Here is an 18,592-nt window from a genome sequence, read left to right as displayed (position 1 = left end):
GTGGCGCCGCCGACGCCACACCCGCGCAGGTCGCGCCGTCCCCCCGTGCCGCCGCCCGCCGAAGGTCTCGACACGGTCAAGCTTTCACCACCCGTCGGGGGTACGGGTGATGGCTTGGCGACGCAGCGTATTGGCGTGCGCGCCGGGGATGACTCCGCATCGCGGCCGGCGCGCACGTCATCTCGCCGAGGGCCCTGTCGCGAGGTTGTGGATCGTAGGACGGTGATGGTCTATGGCCGGGCGTTCGACCGATACTTCCCGTTCGGGCTGAAGACCCAGACGCGCAGCAGGAGAAAACGGAGCAGCGTGGCGGTCAGGTTGGCGACGATCAGGATGGACAGCTCGGCCAGGCGGTGTGGAGAGTCCGTCACGGCGTGCAGCAGGGCCAGGGAGCCGCTGGTCAACGCGAGCCCCAGCCCGAAGATCACCAGGCCCTGCGCGTGGTGGCGGGCCGCGCCGTCCGCGCCGTGCACGCCGAAGGTGATGCGGCGGTTCGCGGCCGTGTTGCCGATCGCGGTGATCAGCAGCGCCAGCAGGTTGGCCGGCTGCGGGCCGGTGCCGAGCCGGAGACCGGCGTAGATGACCAGGTAGGCCAGCGTGCTGACCACGCCGATCGCGGCGAACGTGAGCAACTGGCCGGTCATCCCGGCCGGTACGCCCGGCACCGGCGCGAGCGGGGCGCGGCCGAGCTGCGCGCGCAGCTCGGCCATGGGCAGCCGGCCGGTGGCGAGCGCGCGGGCGAGCCGGGCTATGCCCCTCAGGTCGGCGATCGCGGTGGCGACGATGTCGACGCGGCTGTCCGGGTCGTCCACCCAGTCGACCGGCACCTCGTGGATGCGCAGGCCGGCGCGCTCGGCCAGGACCAGCAGCTCGGTGTCGAAGAACCAGCCGGTGTCCTCGACCAGCGGCAGCAACCGGTCCGCCACGTCCTTGCGGATCGCCTTGAAGCCGCACTGCGCGTCGGAGAAGCGGGCCTGGAGCGTACCGCGCAGGATCAGGTTGTAGCTCCGCGAGATGATCTCCCGCTTGGCGCCGCGGACCACCCGCGAGTTCCGGGCCAGCCGGGACCCTATCGCCACGTCCGAGTGGCCGGAGAAGAGCGGCGCGACCAGCGGCAGCAGCGCGGCCAGGTCGGTGGAGAGGTCCACGTCCATGTACGCCAGCACCGGCGCGCCGGACGCGGACCACACCTCCTTCAGCGCGTGGCCCCGGCCCTTGCGGGGCAGATGCGTGACCGCCACGCCGGGCATGGTGGCGGCGAGCCGCCGTCCGACCTCGAGCGTGCCGTCCGTGCTGGCGTTGTCCGCGATGGTGATCTGGAACGGGTACGGGAACGTGGCGCTGAGGTGCTCGTGCAGCCGGCGCACGCACGGCTCCAGGTCCCGCTCCTCGTTGTAGACCGGGATGACGACGTCGAGTGCGGCCGTGACCGGCGTGGCGCCGGCCGGTGCGGTCTCCGCTGCGGTGATCGGCACGACGGATCAGCTTCCCTGCGTGGTGGTGGCGGGCGTGGTCAGGTCGTAGACGGGCGTGTCGTCGATGGTCCGCGCGGTGAAGTTGGCCTGCACCCAGGTCGCGATCTCCGCGCTGACCTGGCTGCTGCCGTCGCGTGCGCCGCCGCCGAAGCCGCCGTCGCCGAGGAAGTAGTGGATCCTGCCCTGCTCCACGTACTCCTGGAACTGCGCGAGCGAGGGCGCGGGGTCGGTGCCGTTGAAGCCGCCGATCGCCATCACCGGCTCACCGGTGGCGAGCTGGTATCCGGAGGCGCGGTTGGAGCCGACCGCGGCCGCGATCCAGGTGTAGCTGTCCGCGTCCGCCTCCAGCAGCGCGATCATCTCCTCGCTCGGCGCGGAGCCGTTGAGCAGCCCACCCATGCCGCCGGCGGCGTTGCCGCGGCCACCGAAGCCGTACATCCCGCCGTCGGGGAAGCCCTGCGGGCCACCCTGCGCGCCGCCCTGCGCGCCGCCGGGGAAGAGTTGCGTGCCGCCGTTCGGCGGCACCTGGCCGCCGCCGGGGAAACCGCCGCCGGGAAAACCGCCCCGGCCGCCGCGCCCGCCACCGCCGCCCATGCCCTGGGTGGCCGGCCCGGCCGACGGGATCGAGCCGGTGTGCGGCGTACCCGCGGTGTTGACCGCGTACGCGGCCGGCGCGGCGAGCGCCACCGCGGCCGCGACCACGCCCACCGGCACCGCGATCCGCGCGGCCAGCCGGCTGGTCGCGACCAGCGCCACCGCGGCGAGGACGCCGCCGATCAGCACGGTCCAGCGCAGCCACGGGTACCAGTCCGCGCTGCGCCCGAGCAGCACCCAGGCCCAGACCGCGGTGCTGCCGACCGTCACGGCCAGCAGTGCCGCCGCCCACGCGCGGCGCCGCCGCTCCCAGAGCAGCGCCGCGCCCATGCCGACCAGTGCGCCGATCGCCGGGGCGAGCGCGACCGTGTAGTACGCGTGGAAGATGCCCTGCATGAAGCTGAACGTCAGCGCGGTGACGACCAGCCAGCCACCCCAGAGCACGAACGCGGCCCGGGTACGGTCGGTGCGCGGCCGGCGCGCGGTGATCACCAGCCCGGCGATCATCAGCACCAGCGCGGCCGGCAGCAGCCAGGCGATCTGACCGCCCTGCGACGCGTCGAACATCCGCAGGACGCCGGACTCGCCCCACATGCCGCCGCCGACCGGGCCGGGCATGCCGGCGGGCCCGCCGAGGTAGTTGCCGCCGGCGCCGCGGGTGACCATGCCGCCGCCGACGCTGCCGGTCTCGTCGCCGTTCAGCCTGCCGAGCCCGTTGTAGCCGAGCGTCAGCTCCAGGATGCTGTTGTTCTGCGAGCCGCCGATGTACGGACGGGACTCCTCCGGCCACAGCTCGACCGCGGCGATCCACCAGCCGGCCGCCACGATCATCGCGCCGGCGGCGCCGAGCAGTTGGAGCAGCCGCTTGCCGAGGCGCGGCGGACCGGCGATCAGGTAGACCAGGCCGAGCGCGGGCAGGATCAGCAGCACCTGGAGCATCTTGGCCAGGTAGCCGAGGCCCATGAACACACCGCAGAGCAGCAGCCAGGTGGTCACACCGCGCTCCAGCGCCCGGACCATCGCCCAGCAGGCCGCCACCATCAGCAGCACCAGCAGCGCGTCCGGGTTGTTGAAGCGGAACATCAGCGCCGCGACCGGGGTGGTGGCGAGCACCGCGCCGGCCAGCAGCGCCGCGGCGGGCGGGAACCAGCGCCGGACCGTGGCGTACAGCAGCGCGACCGACGCGACGCCCATCAGCGCCTGCGGGACGAGCATGCTCCACGAGTTCATGCCGAAGATCCGGGCGGCGAGCGCCATCGGCCACAGCGAGAGCGGCGTCTTGTCGACGGTGATGAAGTTCGCCGCGTCGGACGAGCCGAAGAAGAAGGCCTGCCAGCTCTCGGAGCCGGCCTGCACCGCGGCCGCGTAGAACGAGTTGGCCCAGCCGGAGGCGCCGAGCCCCCAGATGTAGAGCACGCCGGTCGCGACCAGCAGCGCGTACAGCGCGGGACGGGCCCAGGCCGGGTCGTCGGCGGGCCCGCGGAGCACTCGCCGCCGGCGCGAGTCCCGCGCCGTCCCGTCGGGAGCGTCCGCGACCGGCGCCGGGGAGCCCGGATTGTCCGGGTCCGGGGGAGGCGGGGCCTCGGTGGGCAACGTCGAGGTCATCGGGTTCGTCCTTCGCTCGATCAGGCGGCAATGAGGGCTGTCCGGTCACACCGCAGCCCTGGCGACCAGGATCGAGCGGACATCTCACCGCGCGCTCTGGCGAAGCTGTGCGGACGCTGAGAATACTGCGGCGAGATTACGCCCCTACGGGCAGCGCGCTCGCGGCGAGCGGGATGGATACCAGGAACTCCGTCCGGCCGGGCCGGCTGCGCACGTCGATGCGCCCGCCGTGCGCGGTGACCACCGCATGCACGATCGCGAGGCCGAGCCCGGTGCTGCCCGCGGCGCGGGAGCGTGAGCTGTCGCCGCGCGCGAACCGCTCGAAGACGTGCGGCAGCAGCTCCGGCGGGATGCCCGGCCCGGCGTCGGCCACCATGATCGCGGCCCGGCCGTCCCGGACGCCGACGGAGACCGTCACCTCGGTGCCGGGCGGCGTGTGCGTACGCGCGTTGGCCAGCAGGTTCGCCAGCACCTGGTGCAGCCGTGCCCGGTCGCCGAGCACCTCCACGCCGGTGCCCTCCGGCGGCAGGTCGAGCCGCCAGACGTGGTGCGGCCCGGCCGCGTGCGCGTCGCTGACCGTGTCGATCGCGAGCATCGCCAGGTCGACCGGCGCGTGCTCCAGCGGGCGGCCGGCGTCCAGCCGGGCCAGCAGCAGCATGTCCTCGACCAGCAGCGTCATCCGCTTCGCCTCGGACTCGACCCGGTTCAGCACGTGCGCGACCTCGGGCGGGACCTGCTGGCGGCCGCGGCGGGTCAGCTCCGCGTACCCGCGGATCGCGGCCAGCGGCGTGCGCAACTCGTGGCTGGCGTCCGCCACGAACTGGCGTACCTGCGTCTCGCTGGCATGCCGTGCCGCGAGCGCGGCCTCGACGTTGCCGAGCATGCGGTTGAGCGCGGCGCCGACCTGCCCGACCTCGGTACGCGGGTCGGTGAGGTCGTCCGGCAGCCGCTCCGCGAGCGCCACCTCGCCGCGGTCCAGCTCCAGCTCGGCGACCCGACCGGCGGTGGCGGCGACGCGGCGCAGCGGGCGCAGCGTACGCCTGATGATCACAATCCCGGCGACGCCGGCGACGCCCAGTGCGCCCGCGGTGACGGCGGCCAGTATCACGGCGACCTGGATCTGGGTGCTCTCCACCTGCGCGGTCGGCAGCCCGGTGACCACCAGGTCGCCGGATCGGGTCCACTGCGCCTTCAGCCGGTAGTCGCCGTACCCCTCCAGGGTGTAGGTCCGGGGCTTGCCGTCGACCGGCACCGTGACCAGCACGTCCAGCAGCGTGCCGGTGGCGTCGATCTCCTCCAGGTCGTCGCCGAGGATGCGCACGCCGGTCCGGTGCGGGCTCTGCAGGTAGCCGACCAGCGTGCCGGCCGGCTGGCCACGCCCGATCCACTCGTCCGGCTGCTCGCCGTCGCCGGACGGCGGCGCGCGGTCCGGCGGCGGGCCGAAGTTCTCCGCGCGCTGCGCGGTCGTGTCGAGCTGACGGTCGAGCTGGGCCTGCAGGTTCTGGTGCAGCGCGACCTCGGTCACCACGGAGATCAGCAGGCAGGCCGCGGCCAGCAGCGCCAGCATGGTGGCGACCAGCCGGGTCCGCAGCGGCCAGCCCTTGGGCCCGCGCGGGCGATCAGTCCGCCGGCTTGAGGACATAACCGGCACCGCGCATGGTGTGGATCATCGGCTTGCGGCCGGCGTCGATCTTCTTGCGCAGGTACGAGATGTACAGCTCGACCACGTTCGCCTGACCGCCGAAGTCGTAGTTCCACACCCGGTCCAGGATCTGCGCCTTGGACAGCACCCGGCGCGGATTGCGCATCAGGTAGCGCAGCAGCTCGAACTCGGTCGCGGTGAGCGTGATCTGGTCGCCGCCGCGGCGCACCTCGTGGCTGTCCTCGTCCAGCGTCAGATCGCCGACCACCAGCTCCGCGTCCGAGCGCATCGCGGCCCGGCCGGCCCGGCGCATCAGCCCGCGCAGCCGCGCCACGACCTCCTCCAGGCTGAACGGCTTGGTCACGTAGTCGTCGCCGCCCGCGGTCAGCCCCGCGATCCGGTCCTCCACCGAGTCCTTGGCGGTGAGGAACAGCACCGGCACCTCGGGCGCCTCGCCACGCAGCCGGCGCAGCACCTCCAGCCCGTCCATGTCCGGCAGCATCACGTCCAGGATCACCGCGTCCGGCCGGAAGTCGCGGGCCGCGCGCACCGCGCCGCTGCCGTCACCGGCCGAGCGCACCTCCCAGCCCTCGTAGCGCAGCGCCATGGACAGCAGCTCGGCCAGCGTGGACTCGTCGTCGACCACCAGCACCCGGACCGGGCTGCCGTCGGCACGGCGCAGGTCCGGCCGGGCGGAGCCGGTGGTGTCGCGAAGGTCGGGGTGCATCGTCGTCGTCATGCTCTCGATGGTTCGCCGCCCAGCTGGGCAGGGCCTTTACCGACCCTGTGTAACACCTGTGGAGGCCCGCCAGACCGGAACGACCGAAATCCTCCGACGGTACGCCGGACGGGTGCGCTCCGAGCCTCCTTCGAGCGCCGGCCGACCGTGCTCGAAGGTCCGCCCGCTTGCATGTGGTCTCCCGATCAAGGAGGAAGTCGTGCCTGTCAGTGCACACGTCCACCGGCGGCTGGCGGCCGTCGCGCTGGCCGGGTCCGCGGCGCTGCTGCTCGCCGCCGGCTGTGGCGGTTCCGGCTCGTCCGACGACGCGGCGAGCTCCGGCGGCGACGGGCAGAACGCGCTCGCCGCCTACGCGGCCTGCCTCAAGCAGCACGGCATCGAGGTGACGGTGCCGACCGCGAACCCGTCCCGCGGCCCGCGCCCCTCCGGCGGCGCGTTCCCGCAGGGTTCCGGTCAGCCCCGCCCGCAGGGCTCGGGGCAGCCGTTCCCGCAGGGTTCCGGTGGGCCGGGCGGCGGCGGGCAGCGCGGCGGCGGTGGCTTCGCCGACTCGCTCAAGCCCGAGGGCGTCGACGAGGCGGCCTGGGCCGCCGCGACCGGGGCCTGCACCGACTCGCTGCCGCAGATGGGCGGCGGCCAGGGTGGTCCCGGCGGCGCGCGGGGCGACAACGGCGCCTCCGCCGCGTACGAGAACTGCCTGACCGAGAACGGCGTGACCGACCCGGCCGCGCTGAACACCGCGGACGCCACCACGGCGACGGCGGTCGAGGCCTGCGCGCCGCTCACCCCCGCCTCCTGAGGCCGCCGGCCGCCGCGCCGGGCCCGCCCCGTCCGTGGGACTCCGTGGGATTCCGTGGCCGATGACGCACTGCCCGTCTGTTGTGCCAGGTGAGGCGCGTCGACACTCGGTCCGATGACGAACACGGCAACGTTCCCGACCGGACGGGGTGGGCCCGCAGTGAGCGGCACCGGAAAACTGTCCGCGATAGTGGCGCGCGACGACAGCCGCGGCGCCGTTCTCATCGCGTTCGAGGGTGAGCTGACGCTGCGCAGCGCCGCCCGCGCCCGATCCGTGATCACCAAGGCGCTCGCCGAGTGCCCGGTGGTGGTGATCGTCTCGCTGGACCGCGTACGGATCGCGCACGACGGCGCGCTCGCGGTCTTCGTGGCGCCGCGCTGGCGGGCCGGTCACTCCCCGGAGGCGCCGCTGCTGCTGGTCGCCCGGGCCTCGGTCGCGGCGCGGCTGCGCGTGCTGAACCGTGGCGTCCGGGTGCACGCCACGCTGGACAAGGCGCTCACCGCCGCCGGCGATCTGCGGGCGGAGAGCCGGTGGGAGCACCTGCGGCTGGACGCGGGCCCGCTGGCGGCCTCGTTCGCCCGCTCGATCGTCGGCGACGCGTGCCTCGGCTGGGACGTGCACGACCTGCTCTACTCGGCCCGCGCGGTGGTGTCCGAACTGGTCAACAACGCGGTCGAGCACGGCTCCACGCCGATCGACGTGACCGTGACGCTGCGCCGGCCGTACCTCTATCTGGTGGTCGCGGACGGCAACCCGGCGCCGCCGCGAATCCGCCCGATCAGCGCCGCCGACCCGCGCGCGCCGCTCGCCGAACGCGGTCGTGGCCTGCGCGTGGTCGAGGCCGAGGCGTACCGCTGGGGCTGTGCCGCGCTGCCGCAGGGAAAGGCGGTCTGGGCCGCGCTTCGCCTGGCCGGATGACCTCCGGCGTGCGAAGGTGTGGCGATGGGCGAGACGCGTGACGGGGTGGCGCTGACCAACCTCGACGCACCACTCTTCGACGGCGCCGGCGCGACCAAACGCGACCTCATCGAGTACCTCGACGCGGTCGCGGACCGGTTCCTGCCACAGCTCGCCGGCCGTCCGCTCTCGGTCATCCGGGTGCTGCGCGGCCAGGACGCGTTCATGCAGAAGAACGTGCCGAAGTACACGCCGGACTGGGTCCGGACCACCGAGGTCTGGGCCGAGGCGTCGCACCGCACGGTCCGCTACGCGCTCTGCGACGACCGCCGCACGCTGCTCTGGTTCGGCAACCAGCGCGCGATCGAGTACCACCCCGCGCTCGCCCGCGCCGACGCGCCCAACCGCCAGACCCACCTGATCATCGACCTGGACCCGCCGGAGGAGGACGGCTCCTTCGGCCTGGCCGTCCGCGCCGCCGAGTTGGTCCGGGTCGCGTTGACCGGCTGCGGGCTGACCGGCGCCGTGAAGACCAGCGGCGCCAAGGGTGTGCACGTCTTCGTCCCGATCCGGGACGCCGACACCGAGGAGGTCGCGGCCGCCACCCGTGCGCTCGCGGCCCGCGCCGAACGCGTCGACCCCGCGCTCGCCACCACCGCGTTCATCCGCGAGGACCGGCACGGCAAGGTCTTCCTGGACGCGACCCGCGCCGGCGGCGCCACCGTCGCCGCCGCCTACAGCCCTCGCCTGCGCCCCGGTGTGCCGGTCTCCTTCCCGGTGCCCTGGTCCGACCTCGACGCGATCACCCCCGCCGACTTCACCATCCGTACCGCACCGGCCCTGCTCGGCACCGCCGACCCGTGGTCCGACGCGCTCCCACCCCCACAGCCCGTCCCCCGGGAACTCATCGACGAGGGCCGCACCATCCCGGTCGCCCGGGTCGCCGCCATGCACGAGGGCAAACGCCGCGCCGCCGCCCGCCGCAAAGCGGAATCCTGAAGCCCGAGGACCGCATCTCCCGCTTCCACGGGAGCAGGCGGGCCGCCACCACGGCGGAAGCGGGAAAGGATCGGAGCGTGGTCAGGGGTTCGGGGCGAGGCCGCGGAGTCCGGCGATGACGAGGTCGAGGCCGAGTTCGAGGAAGTTCTCCTTGACCACGCAGCCGGTGAGTGGGTCGGCGGCGGCGGTGACCCGGGGGTAGCGGCGGGGGGAGAGCGTGGCCAGCGCCGCCCGCTTGGCGCGGATGCGTTCCTCGCGGAGCTCGTCGTCCTGGATGGTGCGGACGGCCGGGTCGTACGGGATCAGCGTGATCACGGTGCAGAGTGCCTGGGTGCCGACGGTGGCGGCCCGGTCGGTGTCGAAGCCGGCCTCGGCCAGCAGGTCGAGCGCGCGCTCGGCCAGTGCCAGGCCGCCGGCGGAGGCCAGGATGCGCGGCACGATCAGCGGCGCCACCACCGGGTGCGCGGCGAGCGCGTCGAGCAGCGCGGCGAAGATCGCGCGCAGCTGTACGTGCCAGGGCTCGCCGGACGGCGCGGGCAGGGCCACGGTGCGCAGCACGTGGTCGCCGAGCGCGTGGAGCAGCTCGTCCTTGTCGCGGAAGTGCCGGTAGAGCGCCATCGGCGTGACGCCGTGCTCCTGGGCCAGGCGCCGGATCGTGACGGCCGCGAGGCCTTCGGCGTCGGCGATGGCGAGCGCGCTGACCACGATCTTCTCCGGGTCGAGGCGCTCACGGGCGGGGGCTGCGGGAGCGGTCACGTTGACAAGTCTACGACGTACACCTACGGTCTACGCCGTACGTATACGACGTAGACCTACGGCGTAGACAAACTCGTGAAAGGCAACGCTGAATGCGACGGAGTCCCTGGGCCACGCTCGTCGTGCTGGCCCTGGCGCAGTTCATCGTCGTCCTCGACGTGACGATCGTGAATGTGGCGCTTCCGAACATCCAGTCCGACCTGGACTTCTCGCCGGACGGCCTGCAGTGGGTGATCAGCGCGTACACCCTGCTCTTCGGCGGTTTCCTGCTGCTCGGCGGGCGCGCGGCCGACCTGCTCGGCCCGCGCCGGCTGTTCGTCGGCGGCCTGCTGCTGTTCGGCGTGACGTCGCTGGTCGCGGGCCTGGCGCCGAACTCGGAGTCGCTCATCGTGGCCCGCGCGGTGCAGGGCCTCGGTGGCGCGCTGCTCTCCCCGGCCGCGCTCGCGCTGCTCACGATCACGTTCCCGCCCGGCCGCGACCGCAACATCGCGATGGGCGTCTGGGGCGGACTCGCCGGCCTCGGCGGCACGCTCGGCGTGGTCGCGGGCGGCCTGCTGGTGGACGCGCTGGACTGGCGCTGGGTCTTCCTGGTCAACGTGCCGCTGGTGGTGGCGCTGGTCGCGATCACGCCGTTCTTCGTGCGGGAGATCCGGCACGCCGGGTCCGGCCGGCGCACGTTCGACCTGGCCGGCGCGGTGCTGAGCACGGCCGGCCTGCTCGCGGTGGTCTACGGCGTGGTGCGCGCGGAGCACAGCGGCTGGGACTCGGCCGAGGTGCTCGGCTTCCTGATCGGCGGCGCCGTGCTGCTCACCGCGTTCGTGCTGGTCGAGCGGCGTTCGGCGGACCCGCTCGTACCCATGCGGCTGTTCCGGTCCCGGTCGCTGACCACGTCCGGCGTCGCGCTCGGCCTGAATGGGGCCGCGTTCCTGTCGATGTTCTTCCTGACCGCGATCTACCTGCAGCAGGTGCGGGGTGACTCCGCGCTCGACGCGGGCCTGCACTTCCTGCCGATGGGCGGCGCGGCGATCCTGGCGGCCGTGATCGCCAGCCAGTTGGTCACCCGGCTCGGCACCCGCCCGGTGCAATTGGCCGGCTCCGTGCTCAGCGTGGCCGGGCTGCTGGTGCTGACGCTGGTCGGTACCGACGACTCGTACGTCACCGGGCTGCTCCCCGGCCTGGTGCTGTTCGGCTTCGGCATCATCGCGGTCAGCGTGCCGGCCCAGATCGCCGCGGTCTCCGACGTGCGCGACCACGAGGCCGGCGCCGCGTCCGGCCTGGTCTCGGCGGTCTACCAGGTCGGCGGCGCGCTCGGGCTGGCGGTGGTCACGACGCTGTCGCTGACCCATGTGACCGACCAGCTGACGGCCGGCGTCGGGCCGCAGCAGGCGCTGGTCGACGGCTTCCACCGGGGCATCCTGGTCGCGGCCTCGTTCGCGGTGGTGAACATCGCGGTCGCGCTCGCCACGCCGCAGACCACCCCGGACGCGGAGCGGCTGGCCGAGGCCGCGGCTACGGCGTGACCGGCGAGAACGAGATGTGAGTGGGATCGGCGCGGGCGGTCGGCAGCGCGTCGGCCGCCTGCCCGATCAGCTCCTCCGGGGTGATCTGCACCGGCTGCCGGTCGTCGAGCATGGAGACGCCCACGGCCGGGTGCAGCAGCATGGTCTGACCGCCCGCGGCAAGCGGCTGACGGGCCGCGGTGACCAGGCGTTTCGCCAGGCGTTCCACGTTCGCCACGTCGCCCACGCTCTCCGCGACCACCACGAACTCGTCCGTCCCGGTGCGCGCGATCACGTCGCCGCGGCGCAGCGAGGCGGCGAGCCGGCCGGCGAGGACTTTGACCAGTTGCCCGGCAACGTCCGTCGGCAGGCCCTTGAGCAGCGTGTTCAGGTCGCCGAGCTGGATGACTAGCGCGGCGGCGAGCCCGGCGCCGCCGGCCCAGGAGATCAGCACGCGTTCCAGGTGGTCGCGCAGGAACCGGGCGTTCGGCAGGCCGGTGATCGGGTCGTGCAGCGCGGTCCGCTCGCGCGGTCCGCGGTCGCCGAGGTCGTGGTCGATCGCGATGACGCCGATGATCCGGCCCTGCCGGTCGGCGAGGCCGGTGAGCGTGCGGGTGACCGCCAGCCGCTCGCCGTCCGCGCGCCGCTGGGTCAGGTCGAGCGTCACCGAGCCGGCACCGGCCAGCGCCTCCAGCAGGTCCGCGTAGGCGCGCTCGGCCGGGCGGCCGAGGCCGGTGTCCGGGTCGACGACCTGCGTGTCGAGCAGAGCCAGCACGTCGCAGCCGAGCGCCTCGCTGGCGCTGTAGCCGTAGACGCGCTCGGCCGTCGCGTTCCAGCCGATCACCTTGCCCTCGTTGTCCCAGGCCACCACCACGTCGGAGAGCTGGTCGAACGCGGTGGCCTGGCGGCGCAGTTCCTCGACCGCGGCGGCGGAGCCGGTCAGCAGCGACGCGGTGTTCACGGTCGAGGCCGCGGTCTCCGCGATGGCCTGGAGGAAGGCGAACTCCTCGTCGGTGTACGCCGGGCGGCCCGCGTCCCGGGTCGCGATCAGCACGCCGCACGGCCACGCGCCGTCGCCCAGCGGCAGCACGGCCACGCTGCTCACGCCGCACACCGCCAGCCAGGGCGCGAGCTGCGGGTCGAACTCGGCGATGTGCCGGCCCATCTCCTCCTGGTTGAGCACGGCCGCGGCGCCGCTGTCCAGCACCGCGTCCACCACCGCGTCGCCGCGCCCGCGCAGCACGCTGGCCGCGCCCTCGCGCAGCAGCATCGCGGAGATCGCGTCCCGGTGACCGGCCCCCACCCGGACCAGCGAGGAGTTGTCCAGCGAGTAGAGCCAGAGCGTGGCACCGTCGCCCACGTGGGTGGCCACGGTGCGCGCCACCAGGTCGCCGAAGCGGCGCTCGTCGATCACGGCGTCGTTGACCGCGCGGGCGATGGCGACGATGGCGCGCAGGCGTCTCGTCTCGGCCGAGGGCGTCGCGGGCAGACCCACCGGGTCCTCCTCCGTGGTCGAGACGATCCGCCGGTCCATCGGCCACGGCCGGGGAAACCTGAGCGTTACGTGGAACAGTCGCCGTTCGCGTCGCGTTGTGAAAGCGTTGGCGATACACCCGGTTGGAGGAGGCGGCTGTGGATCTTCTGGCTGAGTACCGGCGGGCGACGATGTACTTCGAGACGGGCGACCCGCTCGGTGCCGCCCGGCTGCTGGAGCCGATCGTGGAGGCGGAGCCGCACAACGCGTCGGTCCGCCAGCTCCTGGCCCGGTCCTATTTCATGTCCGCCCAGCTCAAGGGCGCCGAGAAGCAGCTGCGCGCGCTGATCGAGCTGGACCCGACCGATCACTACGCGCACCACGTGCTGGGCCGCACGCTGGAGCGCGGCGGCCGGCTGACCGAGGCGCTGCCGTACCTGCGGCTGGCGCTGGCGATGCATCACCGCCCGGAGTACGAGGACGCGCTCCGGCGGGTGGAGGGCCTGGTCAACATTCACGAGCGGGCGGACAGGCGGGCCTCCGAGACCAACTGAGGGCGGGCCGCGCGGGTGCGCTGGGTCAGCAGCACGCAGACCAGCACCAGCGCGGCCGCCGTCGCGGTGAGCCCGTTCACCTCCTCGCCGAGCAGCAGCGCGGACCAGCCGAGCGTCAGCACCGGCTGCCCCAGCTGCACCTGGCCGACCCGCGCGACGCCGCCCGCGGCCAGCCCGGCGTACCAGGCGAAGAAGCCGAGGAACATCGAGATCACGGTGACGTAGCCGAGCCCGAACGCGGCGGCGGCGGACGGCGCCTGCGGCGGGTGCAGCGCCAGCGAGAGGCCGGCGACCGGGACCGTGACCGGCAGCGAGAGCACCAGCGCCCAGCTGATCGTGCGGGCGCCGCCGAGATCGCGGGCCAGCGCGCCGCCCTCCGCGTAGCCGAGCGCGGCCAGCAGCACCGCGCCGATCAGCAGCAGGTCGGCCGCGTGCAGCCCGCCACCGATGCCGCCGCCGGCCAGCAGAAACCCGAGCACCGCGGCCAGCCCGGTCAGGCTCGCGCCCCAGAACGCGGGCGGTGGCCGCTCGCCGCCGCGCAGCACCGCGAAGACCGCGGTCATCGCGGGCAGCAGCGCGACCACCACGGCGCCGTGCGCGGAGGTGGACGTGACCAGCGCGAGCGTGGTGCAGACCGGGAAGCCGAAGACCACGCCCAGCGAGACCAGCGCGAGCCGCCGCCACTGGCCCGGGTCCGGCCGGGGCGCGCGCGCCGCCAGCAGGTAGACGATCGCCAGCAGGCCGGCACCGGCGGCGCGGCCGACGCCGACCAGCCACGGGTCGAAGCCGTCGAGCGCGAGCGCGGTGGCCGGCAGCGAGAAGCTGAAGCAGGCCACGCCGAGCAGCCCGAGCCCGACACCCGTTATCGGGCCGCGGACGATACCGTTACTCTGGTTTCTCATGGAAGACGATAACGCGGCGACGAGCGTTATCCAAGATCTGCGAGACCGGGTGGCCGCCGCACCACCCGGCACCCGGTTGCCCTCGGTCCGCGAGCTGATCGCGCGGCATCGCGTCTCTCCGCTCACCGTGCAGGCCGCGATCCGGCGCCTGGTCGCGGAGGGCCTGGTCGAGTCGCGTCCGGGCAGCGGCACGTTCGTGCTGCACCGGCCGGTCGAGGTGGACGCGGACGACCTCGGCTGGCAGGCGGTCGCGCTCGGCGAGCGGCCCGGCGGCGAGGAGGCGATGCAGGCACTGTTATCGCTTCCGCGACCCGGGGCGATACCGCTGTCCGGTGGCTACCTGGACGGGGAGCTGGCGCCGACCGCCGCGCTCGGGGCCGCGCTGGCCCGCGCCGCCCGGCGGCCCGCCTCCTGGGAGCGCGGACCGGTGGAGGGCCGGGCCGACCTGCGCGCCTGGTTCGCCCGGCAGACCGGGTCCGCGCTGCGCGCCGAGGACATGAGCATCTGCCCGGGCGGGCAGTCCGCGCTGGCCACCGCGTTCCGCGCGCTGGCGGTGCCGGGCGAGACGCTGCTGGTGGACGCGCCCACCTACCTCGGCGCGATCGCGGCCGCGCGCGCGGCCGGGCTGCGCGTGGTGCCGGTGCCGGCCGACGCGCAGGGCGTGCGCCCTGACCTGCTGGCCGCCGCGTTCGCCCGGACCGGCGCGCGGCTCTACTACTGCCAGCCGCTCTACGCGAACCCGCACGGCGCCACGCTCGGCCCGGGGCGGCGCGCGGACGTGCTGGCCGCGGTACGCCGGGCCGGCGCCTTCCTGATCGAGGACGACTACGCCCGCGACCTCGGCATCGACGGCGACCCGCCGCCACCGCTGGTCGCCGCGGACCCGGGCGGTCACGTGGTCTACCTCCGCTCGCTGACCAAGGCGGCCGCGCCCGGACTGCGGGTGGCCGCGATCGGTGCGCGCGGTGCGGCCGGCGCCCGGCTGCGCGCGGTGCGGGTGCTGGACGACTTCTTCGTGGCCGGGCCGCTCCAGGAGGCCGCGCTGGACTTCGTCACGTCGCCGGCCTGGGACCGGCATCGGCGCACGCTGCGGGCGCACCTGCGGCAGCGGCGGGACGCGCTGGTGACGGCGCTGCACCGGGAGTTGCCGGAGGAGGCGCGGACCCTGTCCGTACCCGCGGGGGGTCTGCATCTGTGGTGGCGGCTGCCGGACGGCGTGGACGACACCGTGCTGACGGCGGAGGCGCTGGCACACGACGTGGTGGTCTCGCCGGGGCGGCCCTGGTTCGCCGCCGAGCCGGACGGGCCGCACCTCCGCCTCACCTACGCCCTGGCGCCGCCGTCCGCGCTGGCCGAGGGCGTGACCCGGCTGGCCGCCGCGCTGGCGTCGGTGCGCGCCCGGGGGTGATCGCGCTCCCGCTCCACCAGGCGGGCGTAGTGCCGGCGGTCCAGACCGGCACGGCGGCGGGCGCGCAGCTCCGCGCGGAGGGCGTCGCGGGCGGCGCGGCGGGCGCGCCACCGCTCCTGGCCGGCGGCGAGACGGGCGTCGAGTTCGGCGTCGAGAGTCATGCCGGTGATTGTGTCCGGGGGGTACGACAGAATGACGGTCGTATCGATCCATTGACATGTACGAAACGAGTTGCGACTATGCACGTCATGTGGGAGCGCTCCCACTGAACGGAGGGACTCGCGCGTGAACAGGACCAGACGCAGCCTCGCCGCAGCGCTCGCCGCCACCGCCGTCGTGGTGGCCGGGCCGGCGCCCGCCCGGGCCGCGGAACCGGAACAGATAGTCAACGGCACCTTCGACAACGGGCTCACCGCCCCCTGGTGGACCACCCCCAACCTCACGGCCGCCGTGGTCGACGGCCGGCTCTGCGTGGACGTGCCCGGCGGCACGATCAACGCCTGGGACGCGATCATCGGGCAGGACGACGTGGCGCTGGTCGCGGGCGAGACGTACGCGTTCTCGTTCTTCGGCATCGCCACGCCCGCCACGCCGGTCCGTGCGCTGATCCAGCTCCCGGTCGACCCGTGGACGCAGTACCTCGCCCAGGTGCCGGTGGTGAACGTCTCCGGCGACACCTACACCTACACGTTCACGTCGCCCGTCGACCTGCCGAACGCGCAGGTGGCGTTCCAGGTCGGCGGCAGCCAGGAGCCGTGGCGGCTGTGCCTGGACGACGTGTCCCTGACCGGAGGCGCCGTGGAGGAGCCGTACGAGCCGGAGACCGGGCCGCGCGTCAAGGTCAACCAGGTGGGCTACCTGCCGGCCGGCCCGAAGAACGCCACGCTGGTCACGGAGGCGACCGACCCGGTGGAGTGGACGCTGCGCTCCGCCGCGGGAGACGCCGTGGCGAGCGGGCAGTCCGCACCACGCGGCGAGGACGGCAGCTCCGGGCTGAACGTGCACAGCATCGACTTCGGTGCGTACCGGACCGCGGGCCGCGGGTTCACGCTGGTCGCGGACGGTGAGACGAGCCATCCGTTCGACATCGCGGCCGACCTCTACGGCACGCTCGCCACGGACGCGCTGAAGTTCTACTACACGCAGCGCAGCGGCATCGAGATCTCCGACGAGCTGCGCCCCGGCTACGGCCGCCCGGCCGGCCACGTGCAGGTCCCGCCGAACCAGGGCGACATCGAGGTGCCCTGCCAGCCCGGCGTCTGTGACTACACGCTCGACGTCTCCGGCGGCTGGTACGACGCCGGCGACCACGGCAAGTACGTGGTGAACGGCGGCATCTCCGTGCACCAGCTGATGAGCGAGTTCGAGCGCGCGCCGGCGCTGCACGGTGACGGCGCGCTGAGCCTCCCGGAGAGCGGCAACGGCGTGCCGGACATCCTCGACGAGGCCCGCTGGGAGCAGGAGTTCCTGCTCAGCATGCAGGTCCCGGCCGGTGAGGAGCGCGCAGGCATGGCGCACCACAAGATCCACGACGCGGCCTGGACCGGGCTCCCGCTGCTGCCGCACCTCGACCCGCAGCCGCGCGAACTGCACGCGCCGTCCACCGCCGCCACGCTGAACCTGGCGGCCACGGCGGCGCAGGCGGCCCGCGTGTTCGCCGGGTACGACGACGAGTTCGCCGCCCGCAACCTCGCGGCGGCGCGCACGGCGTGGGCGGCCGCGGTGGCCAACCCGGCGATCTACGCCCCCGCGTCGGACGGCATCGGCGGCGGTGCGTACAGCGACGACAACGTGACGGACGAGTTCTACTGGGCCGCCGCCGAGCTGTACATCACCACCGGGGAGCAGGCGTTCCAGGACTACCTGCTCGCCTCGCCGACGCACACCGCGGACATCTGGGACGAGCGCGGCTTCAGCTGGGGCAGCACCGCCCAGCTCGGCCGGATCGACCTGGCCACCGTGCCGAACGCGCTGCCGGACCGCGACCGGGTCCGGGCATCCGTGCTGGCCGGGGCGGAGAAGTACCTGGCGATCCAGGCCGGGTCCGCGTTCGGGCTCACCTACGACCCGGCGAACCACCGCTTCGACTGGGGCTCCAACAGCGGCGTGCTGAACAACGCGATCGTGCTGGCCGTCGCGTACGACCTGAGCGGCGACCCGCGTTTCCGGGACGGTGCGCTCCAGGGCCTCGACTACGTGCTGGGCCGCAACGCGCTCGGCCAGTCGTACGTGACCGGGTACGGCGAGCAGGACTCCCGGAACCAGCACAGCCGCTGGTACGCCCGCCAGCTGAACCCGGACCTGCCGAACCCGCCGCCCGGCACGCTGGCCGGCGGACCGAACTCGGACATTCAGGACCCGGTCGCGCAGCGGCTGCTCGCCGGGTGCGCGGCGCAGTTCTGCTACGTCGACGACATCGAGAGCTGGGCCACGAACGAGCTGACCATCAACTGGAACGCGCCGCTGGCCTGGATGACCGCGTTCGCCAGCGCGGTGCAGCAGGACTGCACGGTCGCCTTCCGCCGGCACGGCGCCTGGCCGGGCGGCTTCACCGCGCAGGTCACGGTCACCAACCGGGGCACGGCCGCGATCGGCGGCTGGCGGCTGGGCTGGGACCTCCCGGACGGGCAGACCGTCGACCGGGCGTGGAACGCACAGGTCACCCAGAAGGGCACGAGCGTCACCGCCACGGCGTACCCGTGGAACTCCGCGATCCGCCCCGGGGCGGCCGTGACCTTCGGCTTCAACGGCAAGGGTACGGGCGCGGCGCCCACGCTCTTCCGGCTCAACGGCACGGTCTGCGGGTGAAAACGCGTCCCGGGAGTTGGTATGCCGACCGCTCCCGGGACGCCCCGCTGGGGAGGCCCCGGGCCGGTGCCCTAGCGTGGACGCATGTCGCCCAACCCCGACCTAGCGGCCGCGCTCGAGCGATTCCTCGAGCGGGTCGAGCCGTACGACACCGCGCCCGGTGACGGCCCGGTCGCTACGGTGCAGGTGGCGGGGTTACGGGCGGACCTGACCGGGTACACCGCGCGGGCGCTGGCCGCCGCGCTGGACGCGTACACCGACCCGGCTGACCGGGGGCGCTGTGCCTCCTGCGGGTCACGCCGCCTCGACACGTCTCTGACCTGCTACGACTGTGGAACGGTGGGTGGGATCTTCGGTGCGACGCTCGCCGCCCGGGCCGAGCACATCCGGTCCTGGGGAGCGTCGCCACCGTCATGACCACAGCTGCGTATCAAATAGATGGAC

16 protein-coding genes are annotated in these 18,592 nt (G+C 73.9%); 8 read left to right on the top strand and 8 right to left on the bottom strand.

Annotated elements, in window-relative coordinates:
• Positions 1-230: 230 nt before the first annotated feature.
• The 4 genes from J2S41_RS31640 to J2S41_RS31625 all read right to left on the bottom strand — a co-directional run bounded on the left by J2S41_RS31640 (position 231) and on the right by J2S41_RS31625 (position 6,055).
• Positions 231-1,475 carry a bifunctional glycosyltransferase family 2/GtrA family protein gene (locus tag J2S41_RS31640; protein WP_310373449.1) on the bottom strand — a complete coding sequence of 415 codons (1,245 nt, stop codon included), beginning with the start codon at positions 1,473-1,475 and terminating at the stop codon, positions 231-233.
• Positions 1,476-1,481: 6 nt separating this feature from the next.
• The gene (locus tag J2S41_RS31635; RefSeq protein ID WP_310373447.1) at positions 1,482-3,674 is read right to left on the bottom strand and encodes an ArnT family glycosyltransferase; all 2,193 of its coding nucleotides are present in this window, start codon (positions 3,672-3,674) and stop codon (positions 1,482-1,484) included.
• Between the two features lie 136 nt (positions 3,675-3,810).
• A complete protein-coding gene (locus J2S41_RS31630; RefSeq protein ID WP_310373445.1) occupies positions 3,811-5,316 on the bottom strand; it encodes a sensor histidine kinase in 1,506 nt (501 codons plus the stop codon).
• Positions 5,294-6,055 carry a response regulator transcription factor gene (locus J2S41_RS31625; protein WP_310373443.1) on the bottom strand — a complete coding sequence of 254 codons (762 nt, stop codon included), beginning with the start codon at positions 6,053-6,055 and terminating at the stop codon, positions 5,294-5,296. The genes J2S41_RS31630 and J2S41_RS31625 overlap by 23 nt, the downstream gene beginning before the upstream one ends.
• Positions 6,056-6,254: 199 nt before the next feature.
• Between J2S41_RS31625 and J2S41_RS31620 the strand changes: the two genes are divergently transcribed.
• The 3 genes from J2S41_RS31620 (at position 6,255) to J2S41_RS31610 (ending at position 8,747) form a co-directional block, all read left to right on the top strand.
• Entirely contained in the window at positions 6,255-6,851 is a 597-nt protein-coding gene (locus J2S41_RS31620) for a hypothetical protein (protein ID WP_310373441.1), read from the top strand.
• A gap of 114 nt (positions 6,852-6,965) precedes the next feature.
• On the top strand, positions 6,966-7,769 hold the full coding sequence (locus tag J2S41_RS31615) for an ATP-binding protein (protein ID WP_310373438.1): 804 nt from the start codon (positions 6,966-6,968) through the stop codon (positions 7,767-7,769).
• A gap of 24 nt (positions 7,770-7,793) precedes the next feature.
• The gene (locus tag J2S41_RS31610; RefSeq protein ID WP_310373436.1) at positions 7,794-8,747 is read left to right on the top strand and encodes a DNA polymerase domain-containing protein; all 954 of its coding nucleotides are present in this window, start codon (positions 7,794-7,796) and stop codon (positions 8,745-8,747) included.
• Between the two features lie 81 nt (positions 8,748-8,828).
• Here the strand turns inward: J2S41_RS31610 and J2S41_RS31605 are convergent, their stop codons facing one another.
• Positions 8,829-9,503: a TetR/AcrR family transcriptional regulator gene (locus J2S41_RS31605; RefSeq protein WP_310373434.1), complete on the bottom strand. Its 675-nt coding sequence runs from the start codon at positions 9,501-9,503 to the stop codon at positions 8,829-8,831.
• Between the two features lie 92 nt (positions 9,504-9,595).
• Here J2S41_RS31605 and J2S41_RS31600 point away from each other — a divergent pair, with 92 nt between their 5' ends.
• Entirely contained in the window at positions 9,596-11,023 is a 1,428-nt protein-coding gene (locus tag J2S41_RS31600) for a DHA2 family efflux MFS transporter permease subunit (RefSeq protein WP_310373432.1), read from the top strand.
• Here the strand turns inward: J2S41_RS31600 and J2S41_RS31595 are convergent.
• Positions 11,013-12,497, bottom strand: coding sequence for a diguanylate cyclase domain-containing protein (locus J2S41_RS31595; protein ID WP_310373430.1), 1,485 nt, complete (start codon positions 12,495-12,497; stop codon positions 11,013-11,015). The genes J2S41_RS31600 and J2S41_RS31595 overlap by 11 nt on opposite strands.
• Before the next feature lie 137 nt (positions 12,498-12,634).
• Here J2S41_RS31595 and J2S41_RS31590 point away from each other — a divergent pair, with 137 nt between their 5' ends.
• The gene (locus J2S41_RS31590) at positions 12,635-13,030 is read left to right on the top strand and encodes a tetratricopeptide repeat protein (protein ID WP_310373428.1); all 396 of its coding nucleotides are present in this window, start codon (positions 12,635-12,637) and stop codon (positions 13,028-13,030) included.
• On the opposite strand, the gene J2S41_RS31585 is transcribed toward J2S41_RS31590, so the two are convergent.
• A complete protein-coding gene (locus J2S41_RS31585; RefSeq protein WP_310373426.1) occupies positions 12,991-13,932 on the bottom strand; it encodes a DMT family transporter in 942 nt (313 codons plus the stop codon). The two genes, J2S41_RS31590 and J2S41_RS31585, sit on opposite strands and share 40 nt — an antisense overlap.
• Between J2S41_RS31585 and J2S41_RS31580 the strand changes: the two genes are divergently transcribed.
• Positions 13,931-15,340: an aminotransferase-like domain-containing protein gene (locus J2S41_RS31580; protein ID WP_310373423.1), complete on the top strand. Its 1,410-nt coding sequence runs from the start codon at positions 13,931-13,933 to the stop codon at positions 15,338-15,340. The two genes, J2S41_RS31585 and J2S41_RS31580, sit on opposite strands and share 2 nt — an antisense overlap.
• On the opposite strand, the gene J2S41_RS31575 is transcribed toward J2S41_RS31580, so the two are convergent.
• Positions 15,256-15,501: a hypothetical protein gene (locus J2S41_RS31575; RefSeq protein WP_310373421.1), complete on the bottom strand. Its 246-nt coding sequence runs from the start codon at positions 15,499-15,501 to the stop codon at positions 15,256-15,258. The two genes, J2S41_RS31580 and J2S41_RS31575, sit on opposite strands and share 85 nt — an antisense overlap.
• Positions 15,502-15,625: 124 nt before the next feature.
• Between J2S41_RS31575 and J2S41_RS31570 the strand changes: the two genes are divergently transcribed.
• Positions 15,626-18,148 (top strand): glycoside hydrolase family 9 protein, encoded by a 2,523-nt coding sequence (locus J2S41_RS31570; protein WP_310373418.1) that lies wholly within the window; start codon positions 15,626-15,628, stop codon positions 18,146-18,148.
• 84 nt (positions 18,149-18,232) lie between these two features.
• Positions 18,233-18,565 carry a hypothetical protein gene (locus tag J2S41_RS31565; protein ID WP_310373417.1) on the top strand — a complete coding sequence of 111 codons (333 nt, stop codon included), beginning with the start codon at positions 18,233-18,235 and terminating at the stop codon, positions 18,563-18,565.
• Positions 18,566-18,592 lie beyond the last annotated feature (27 nt).

This window comes from Catenuloplanes atrovinosus (assembly GCF_031458235.1).
GTDB classification, from domain to species: domain Bacteria; phylum Actinomycetota; class Actinomycetes; order Mycobacteriales; family Micromonosporaceae; genus Catenuloplanes; species Catenuloplanes atrovinosus.
The sequence above is the reverse complement of the archived record's forward strand: the minus strand, read 5'-3'. Positions and strand labels throughout refer to the sequence as shown.

Bases quoted from the DNA above. Each gene is read 5' to 3' on its own strand.
- J2S41_RS31630 (WP_310373445.1), bottom strand. From the start codon at position 5,316: ATGTCCTCAAGCCGGCGGACTGATCGCCCGCGCGGGCCCAAGGGCTGG.
- J2S41_RS31580 (WP_310373423.1), top strand. From the start codon at position 13,931: ATGGAAGACGATAACGCGGCGACGAGCGTTATCCAAGATCTGCGAGAC.
- J2S41_RS31625 (WP_310373443.1), bottom strand. From the start codon at position 6,055: ATGACGACGACGATGCACCCCGACCTTCGCGACACCACCGGCTCCGCC.
- J2S41_RS31635 (WP_310373447.1), bottom strand. From the start codon at position 3,674: ATGACCTCGACGTTGCCCACCGAGGCCCCGCCTCCCCCGGACCCGGAC.
- J2S41_RS31600 (WP_310373432.1), top strand. From the start codon at position 9,596: ATGCGACGGAGTCCCTGGGCCACGCTCGTCGTGCTGGCCCTGGCGCAG.
- J2S41_RS31575 (WP_310373421.1), bottom strand. From the start codon at position 15,501: ATGACTCTCGACGCCGAACTCGACGCCCGTCTCGCCGCCGGCCAGGAG.
- J2S41_RS31610 (WP_310373436.1), top strand. From the start codon at position 7,794: ATGGGCGAGACGCGTGACGGGGTGGCGCTGACCAACCTCGACGCACCA.
- J2S41_RS31615 (WP_310373438.1), top strand. From the start codon at position 6,966: ATGACGAACACGGCAACGTTCCCGACCGGACGGGGTGGGCCCGCAGTG.
- J2S41_RS31565 (WP_310373417.1), top strand. From the start codon at position 18,233: ATGTCGCCCAACCCCGACCTAGCGGCCGCGCTCGAGCGATTCCTCGAG.
- J2S41_RS31585 (WP_310373426.1), bottom strand. From the start codon at position 13,932: ATGAGAAACCAGAGTAACGGTATCGTCCGCGGCCCGATAACGGGTGTC.